The organism is Staphylococcus sp. LKG4-2 (genome assembly GCF_050955665.1).
Classification (GTDB): domain Bacteria; phylum Bacillota; class Bacilli; order Staphylococcales; family Staphylococcaceae; genus Staphylococcus; species Staphylococcus saprophyticus.
Genome location: NZ_CP194532.1, coordinates 2,547,039 through 2,553,670, shown reverse-complemented (window position 1 = coordinate 2,553,670; position 6,632 = coordinate 2,547,039). Strand labels below are relative to the sequence as shown.

Genomic DNA, 6,632 nt, shown 5'->3' with positions numbered 1-6,632 from the left:
TATTTAGTTGAATATAATGACTATAGAGAAGTCGCTAGGGACATGTTAAAATATAGGGACATATAAAATAGAATTTCAGTTTGAAAAGTAGGGGATTTAATGACATTACCATTAACAGATCGGCTCAATCATTTATTGAATAAGAAACCAATTTCCATGCATGTACCTGGCCATAAAAATATGACGATAGGCTATTTAAATGAGTTGAAAATGGAAATGGATATGACAGAAATTACAGGATTGGATGATTTGCATCAAGCTGAAGATGTTATTGGGCAAAGTATGCAACATATCAACAAGCATCCTGATTATGATGCTTACTTTTTAGTCAATGGAACGACATCCGGTATATTAGCAGTGATACAAAGCTTTGCTAAAGTAAAGGGAGAGTATATCATCGCAAGAAATGTACATAAATCTGTTTTTCATGCTTTGGATTTAGCGCGTGCTTCTAGTAAATTATTAAAAACGAGCGTAAGTAGTAAGACAAAACAGTATGTTGGTCCAGACGAAGTGTCACTAAAAACTCAGGTAGATAAAGCGAAATTAGCAGTTTTCACTTATCCTAATTATTATGGCGAGTGCTTTGATGTAGCGTCTACGATTAAGTATATGAAAGCATGTCAAATTCCTACATTAATAGATGAAGCTCATGGTGCGCATTTCAATTTAATGGGTTTTCCAAATTCTACATTGAATATGGGGGCGGATTATGTTGTGCAGTCTTATCATAAAACGTTGCCATCACTCACGATGAGTTCTATTATTTTTATACATAAAAAGGCGCCGTTACGTGAAGATATATTGAAATATTTAACTTACTTTCAATCTTCAAGTCCATCCTATCTTTTGATGAGTAGTTTAGAATTAGCACATGACTTTTATAAAAGCTATGATAGTAGTCTGTTTTTTGAAAAAAGATCACAGTTAATTAAAGTGTTAAAAGATAAAGGTATGCGTATTATTGATGTAGAAGATCCACTCAAATTGAATATTCAGTGTAATGGTTATACAGGAATCGAACTTCAAACACTTTTTGAAAACCAAGAGATTTATGTAGAGCTTGCGGATGACTATCAAGTTTTACTAGTCCTACCTTTATGGCATAAAGGGGATCAATTTCCATTTGATGATTTGTTAGCAAGAATAAGCGCAATAAATATAGAAACAAGAGTTGCGTTTGAAGTAACGGATGTACCCTTTTACAATGAAGAAGGTACGTATGATTATAGAGAAATAGATAAGGTTAAGAAGATAGATATAGATAAAGCATATAATAAAATATTGGCGACGCATTTAACTCCTTATCCTCCGGGTATTCCAATCATGCTAAGAGGAGAAATTATCACTAAAAATATGATAAAATTAATGAATTATTGGTGTAATCATCAAATTAGAGTTGAAGGTATGAAAGATAATAAAATAGAAATTAAGGATGAATAAGATGTCTGCATTTATAACTTTTGAAGGGCCGGAAGGTTCAGGTAAAACTACTGTGATACAACAAGTAGCACAAAAATTAGAAAATCAATACAGTGTTGTGCTCACAAGAGAGCCCGGTGGCGTAAAGACGGGAGAGCAAATTCGTGAGGTATTACTTGAGGGTGACGACATGGATGATCGTACAGAAGCATTATTATTTGCAGCTTCAAGACGAGAACATCTTGTGGGTAAAGTCATTCCATCTTTAGAAAATGGGAAATTAGTATTGTGTGATCGATATATAGATAGTTCTTTAGCATATCAGGGCTATGCACGGGGTATAGGAATAGAAGAAGTAAAGTCTATTAATGAATTTGCAATAAATGGTTTATACCCTGATATTACAATTTATTTAGATGTGAGTGTAGCTGTAGGTCGGGAACGTATTTTGAAAAATCAACGAAATCAAAATCGTCTTGATCAAGAAGATGTAAAATTTCACGAAAAAGTAGTTGAAGGATATAAAAAAATTATTCATAATGAGTCTGAACGCTTTATCGTGATAGAGGCAGATAGAAGCATAGATGAAGTTGTGAACGCAACATATGAATCTATAAGCAAATACTTAGAAAAATTATGATATAATACTGGGAAGAGGTGTTTAGTATGAAAATGATTATAGCAATTGTACAAGATCAAGATAGTCAAGAGCTTTCAGACAAACTTGTTAAACATAACTTTAGAGCAACGAAACTTGCAACAACCGGTGGATTTTTAAGAGCGGGTAATACAACATTCCTATCAGGTGTCGAAGATGACCGTGTAGACGAAATGTTGAAAGTGATTAATGACACTTGCGGTAATAGAGAACAACTTGTATCACCTATAACACCAATGGGTGGAAGTGCAGATTCTTATATACCTTACCCAGTTGAAGTAGAGGTTGGAGGAGCAACGGTATTTGTAATGCCTGTTGAAGCTTTCCATCAATTCTAGAATTATGGTTGCTATATATGGTAACCTTTCAAATTACATTTTTGTTTAGGACACATATAAGATGTTCTTAAGAAATGTGCTTTGTAAGGTAACTATGTATGAGCAGCCTTTTTATATAAAGGAGTAACTTTATGATGGATGAACAAGAAAGACTGACGAAAGCGTATCAATCAAACAAATTGTCGCATGCTTACTTATTTGAAGGCGATGATGGCCAAACAATGCAGCAAGTCGCTATTGATTTTACGAAACTTATTTTATGTAATGGAGATTATCAATGTCAGTTAAAGGTAGAAACATTTAATCATCCTGATTTTATGTATGTATCATCTGAAGAAACAACAATAAAAAAGGATCAAGTTGAACAATTAGTTCATCACATGAATCAACTTCCAATCGAAGGCGATTATAAAGTGTACATTATTGAATCTTTTGAGAAACTAACAGTTCAAGGCGAAAATAGCATTTTAAAGTTTTTAGAAGACCCTCCAGAAAACACAATAGCCATCTTATTAACTACAAAACCAGAACAAATTCTAGATACGATACATTCTAGATGCCAACATGTTTATTTTAAACCAATTGATAAAACCAAGTTTATTAATCGATTAGTTGAGCGAGAAATTACTAAACCAGTAGCTGAATTGTTAAGTACATATACAACGCAAATTGAAGTCGCTGTTACGCTTAATGAAGAAACCGATTTAATGGCTCTACGCAAGAGTGTTGTTAAATGGTGCCAATTATTGTTAACCAATCGTTCAATGGCTTTGATAGCTATTGTGGATTTATTAAAACAAGCTAAAAATAGAAAATTGCAGTTAGTGACATTAGCAGCAGTTAATGGTTTCTTTGAAGATGTCATGCATGCTAAAGTAGGTATGGATCAAGATATGATATATCATGATTTAAAGGAAGATATCAAAGCATTTTCGAAAAAACTAACATACAATCAAATTATTTTGATGTATGATCAAATAACAGAAGCACATAAAAAATTGAATCAAAATGTTAACCCGATGTTAGTATTTGAACAAATTGTAATAAAAGGGGTGAATTAATAATGCAAAATGTAGTCGGAATAGATTTTCAAAAATCAGGTAAAATGGAATATTATTCACCAAAGGGTTTTGATTTAGACGTTGGCGACTGGGTAGTCGTAGAATCAAAAAGAGGATTAGAAATGGGACGCGTGAAATATGCACCATTAGATGTTGCGGATCAAGATGTCACATTGCCATTAAAAGAAATTGTTCGTCTCGCTACAGAAGATGATTTGCTACAATATGAAAAAAATGAGTATGATGCGGATGAGGCAATGGCATTATGTAAAGAGACGATACAACAACACGAGTTAGAAATGAGATTGGTAAATTGTGAATACACACTAGATAAATCAAAAGTTATCTTCAATTTCACTTCTGATGAACGTGTCGATTTTCGAAAGTTAGTTAAAGTATTGGCGCAGAAGTTAAAAACACGTATTGAGTTAAGACAGATTGGTGTCAGAGACGAAGCTAAATTACTAGGTGGTATAGGGCCATGTGGCCGTTCACTGTGTTGTTCTACGTTTTTAGGTGATTTTGAACCAGTTTCTATTAAAATGGCAAAAGATCAAAATCTATCTCTCAACCCCACTAAAATATCTGGAGCCTGTGGTCGCCTAATGTGCTGTCTTAAATATGAAAATGATTATTATGAAGAAGCACGCGCGCAATTACCAGATGTCGGAGACGCTATTGAAACGCCTGAAGGTAATGGAAAAGTCATAGGTTTGAATATTTTAGATATTTCTATGCAAGTTAAAGTCGAGGGCCTAGAGCAGCCACTTGAATATAAAATGGAAGAATTAGAAACATTAAATTAGGAGGCTAATACAACATTGAATCGTAGCGACATATTTGAAAAATTAGCAAATCTAGAAGCCAATATAAACCAAATCAACAGTGATATGGGAAATTTAAAAAAACTTACCGTTGAAGTGATTGAAGAAAATGTCGCCTTACAAATAGAGAATGAAAATTTAAAAACTTTAATAGACAAAGAAGAAAAATCTAAAGCGGTTGAAAATGGGAAAAAGCTACCAAAGAAACAACCGCTACGTAGCAAAGATAATTTAGCAATGCTTTATAAAGAAGGTTTTCATATTTGTAATGGAGAATTATTCGGTAAACACAGAAAAGGTGACGATTGTTTATTTTGTCTTGAAGTATTAAGTGAATAATCGAACTGATTTAAATGGTTAATGTATAATGATGACATGTGATTGAGGATGAGGTGTAGCGATAGGCTTGATTATTAAGCATCGTTATCTCGTCCTCTTTTTTTAGGGAGGAAAGGGAAATGTTGTTAGAGAATGAGAGGTTAGACTATTTATTAAAAGAAAACCTTAGAATTATACAAAATGATAATGTATTTTCTTTTTCGACGGATGCGTTATTACTTGGTCACTTTACCAATGTGAAAAAGCGCGATAATATAATGGATTTGTGCTCTGGTAACGGCGTAATTCCTTTAGTATTATCGAATAAAGGGCAACAAATGATAGATGCTGTCGAAATTCAAGAGCAATTAGTAGACATGGCTAGAAGAAGTATTACATATAACCAACTAGAAGAGAGAATCCATATGTATCAAATGGACTTGAAAGAAGCACATAGATATTTCAAGCCGTCTCAATATGATTTAGTCACTTGTAATCCTCCTTATTTTAAAACAAATCAGCAGCACCAACATCAAATAGATGCGCATAAGATAGCGAGACATGAGATAATGTGTACATTAGCAGATTGTTGTTATGCTGCAAGGCATTTGTTAAAGCAAGGTGGTCGATTTATCATGGTTCATAGGGCGGAACGTCTAATGGATGTCTTAAGTCATATGAGAACTTATCAAATTGAACCTAAAAAAATTTATTTTATATACAGTAAACTGGATAAAGCGGCTCAAACGATTGTTGTTGAAGGTAGAAAAGGCGGGAATCAGGGCTTAGAAATTCAACCACCATTCTACATATATAACAAAGATGGCACTTATACCGAAGAAATGAGAGAAATATATTATGGATAAACATTATATATATATTGTTAAGTGTAAAGATGGCAGTCTATATACAGGATATGCAAAAGATATAGAAAAAAGAATTATCAAACATAATAATGGTCAAGGTGCCAAATATACAAAAATAAGACGTCCTGTACAATTAGTTTACCAAGAAATGTTTGATACCAAATCTGAAGCATTGAAACGTGAATATGAAATCAAGACATTTTCACGTCAAAAAAAACTTAAATTAATAAGTGAGGGATAGCTTATGTCAACGTTATATTTAGTAGGAACGCCCATCGGTAACTTAGCAGATATTACTTATCGTGCAGTAGATATATTACGGAATGTAGATTTGATAGCTTGTGAAGATACGAGGGTGACAAAAAAATTATGTGCGCATTATGAGATACAAGCACCACTCAAGTCCTATCATGATCACAACAAAGAACAACAAACAGATTATTTAATTGAACAATTACAAGAAGGTGTGGATATTGCACTCGTATCAGATGCAGGCTTACCACTTATTAGTGACCCGGGATATGAACTTGTTGTAGCTGCAAGAGAAAAACAAATTAGAGTAGAAACAGTACCTGGACCTAATGCGGGTTTAACTGCACTGATGGCAAGTGGGTTGCCTTCTTTTACTTATACATTTTTAGGATTTTTACCTAGAAAAGAAAAGCAAAAACATTCGATATTAGAACAGCGTATGTATGAAGATAGCACGTTGATTATTTATGAATCACCGCATCGTGTGAAAGATACCTTAAAAACAATTCTAAACATAGATGAAGCGCGTAAAGTATCAGTTGGAAGAGAACTTACTAAGAAGTTTGAACAAATTGTCACAGGCTATGTAAGCGAAGTGATTGAGCAACTTGAAGATGGAAATATTCCGTTGAAAGGTGAGTTCGTTGTCCTTGTTGAAGGTGATGAACATGCAGAGGATACTTCGTGGTTTGAGGATATGTCTATTAAAGAACATGTAACGTATCATATAAATCAAAATATGAAACCTAAAGCAGCTATAAAAGTTGTTGCGGAAGCACGTCATATGAAAACGAGCGAAGTATACGACATTTATCATGAGGTTAATTAATCATTTTATAAGTCTTCAAAAGAGACGTGAAAGTGACTTAATATAAAATCATATATAAACAATA

General features: G+C 33.4%; 9 protein-coding genes. All 9 read left to right on the top strand.

Annotation, left to right across the window (positions count from 1 at the left end; all coding sequences use genetic code 11):
• The first annotated feature begins 99 nt into the window (after positions 1–99).
• The 9 genes from ACM6UH_RS12605 (at position 100) to rsmI (ending at position 6,568) form a co-directional block, all read left to right on the top strand.
• Entirely contained in the window at positions 100–1,443 is a 1,344-nt protein-coding gene (locus ACM6UH_RS12605; protein ID WP_047503299.1) for an aminotransferase class V-fold PLP-dependent enzyme, read from the top strand.
• Position 1,444: 1 nt separating this feature from the next.
• On the top strand, positions 1,445–2,062 hold the full coding sequence (gene tmk / locus ACM6UH_RS12600) for a dTMP kinase (protein WP_011303882.1): 618 nt from the start codon (positions 1,445–1,447) through the stop codon (positions 2,060–2,062).
• A gap of 26 nt (positions 2,063–2,088) precedes the next feature.
• Complete coding sequence (locus ACM6UH_RS12595) at positions 2,089–2,418, top strand: cyclic-di-AMP receptor (RefSeq protein WP_002484220.1); 330 nt, start codon at positions 2,089–2,091, stop codon at positions 2,416–2,418.
• A 134-nt stretch (positions 2,419–2,552) separates the two neighbouring features.
• The gene (locus ACM6UH_RS12590) at positions 2,553–3,479 is read left to right on the top strand and encodes an ATP-binding protein (RefSeq protein ID WP_047503300.1); all 927 of its coding nucleotides are present in this window, start codon (positions 2,553–2,555) and stop codon (positions 3,477–3,479) included.
• 2 nt (positions 3,480–3,481) lie between these two features.
• Positions 3,482–4,285: a PSP1 domain-containing protein gene (locus ACM6UH_RS12585; RefSeq protein ID WP_002484218.1), complete on the top strand. Its 804-nt coding sequence runs from the start codon at positions 3,482–3,484 to the stop codon at positions 4,283–4,285.
• A gap of 15 nt (positions 4,286–4,300) precedes the next feature.
• Positions 4,301–4,642: a DNA replication initiation control protein YabA gene (yabA, locus tag ACM6UH_RS12580; protein WP_011303880.1), complete on the top strand. Its 342-nt coding sequence runs from the start codon at positions 4,301–4,303 to the stop codon at positions 4,640–4,642.
• A 119-nt stretch (positions 4,643–4,761) separates the two neighbouring features.
• Positions 4,762–5,487 carry a tRNA1(Val) (adenine(37)-N6)-methyltransferase gene (locus tag ACM6UH_RS12575; RefSeq protein WP_002484216.1) on the top strand — a complete coding sequence of 242 codons (726 nt, stop codon included), beginning with the start codon at positions 4,762–4,764 and terminating at the stop codon, positions 5,485–5,487.
• Positions 5,480–5,728 carry a GIY-YIG nuclease family protein gene (locus ACM6UH_RS12570; RefSeq protein ID WP_011303879.1) on the top strand — a complete coding sequence of 83 codons (249 nt, stop codon included), beginning with the start codon at positions 5,480–5,482 and terminating at the stop codon, positions 5,726–5,728. The genes ACM6UH_RS12575 and ACM6UH_RS12570 overlap by 8 nt, the downstream gene beginning before the upstream one ends.
• 3 nt (positions 5,729–5,731) lie before the next feature.
• Positions 5,732–6,568, top strand: a complete 837-nt coding sequence (rsmI, locus tag ACM6UH_RS12565) for a 16S rRNA (cytidine(1402)-2'-O)-methyltransferase (protein WP_002484214.1) — start codon at positions 5,732–5,734, stop codon at positions 6,566–6,568.
• The last annotated feature ends 64 nt before the right edge of the window (positions 6,569–6,632 follow it).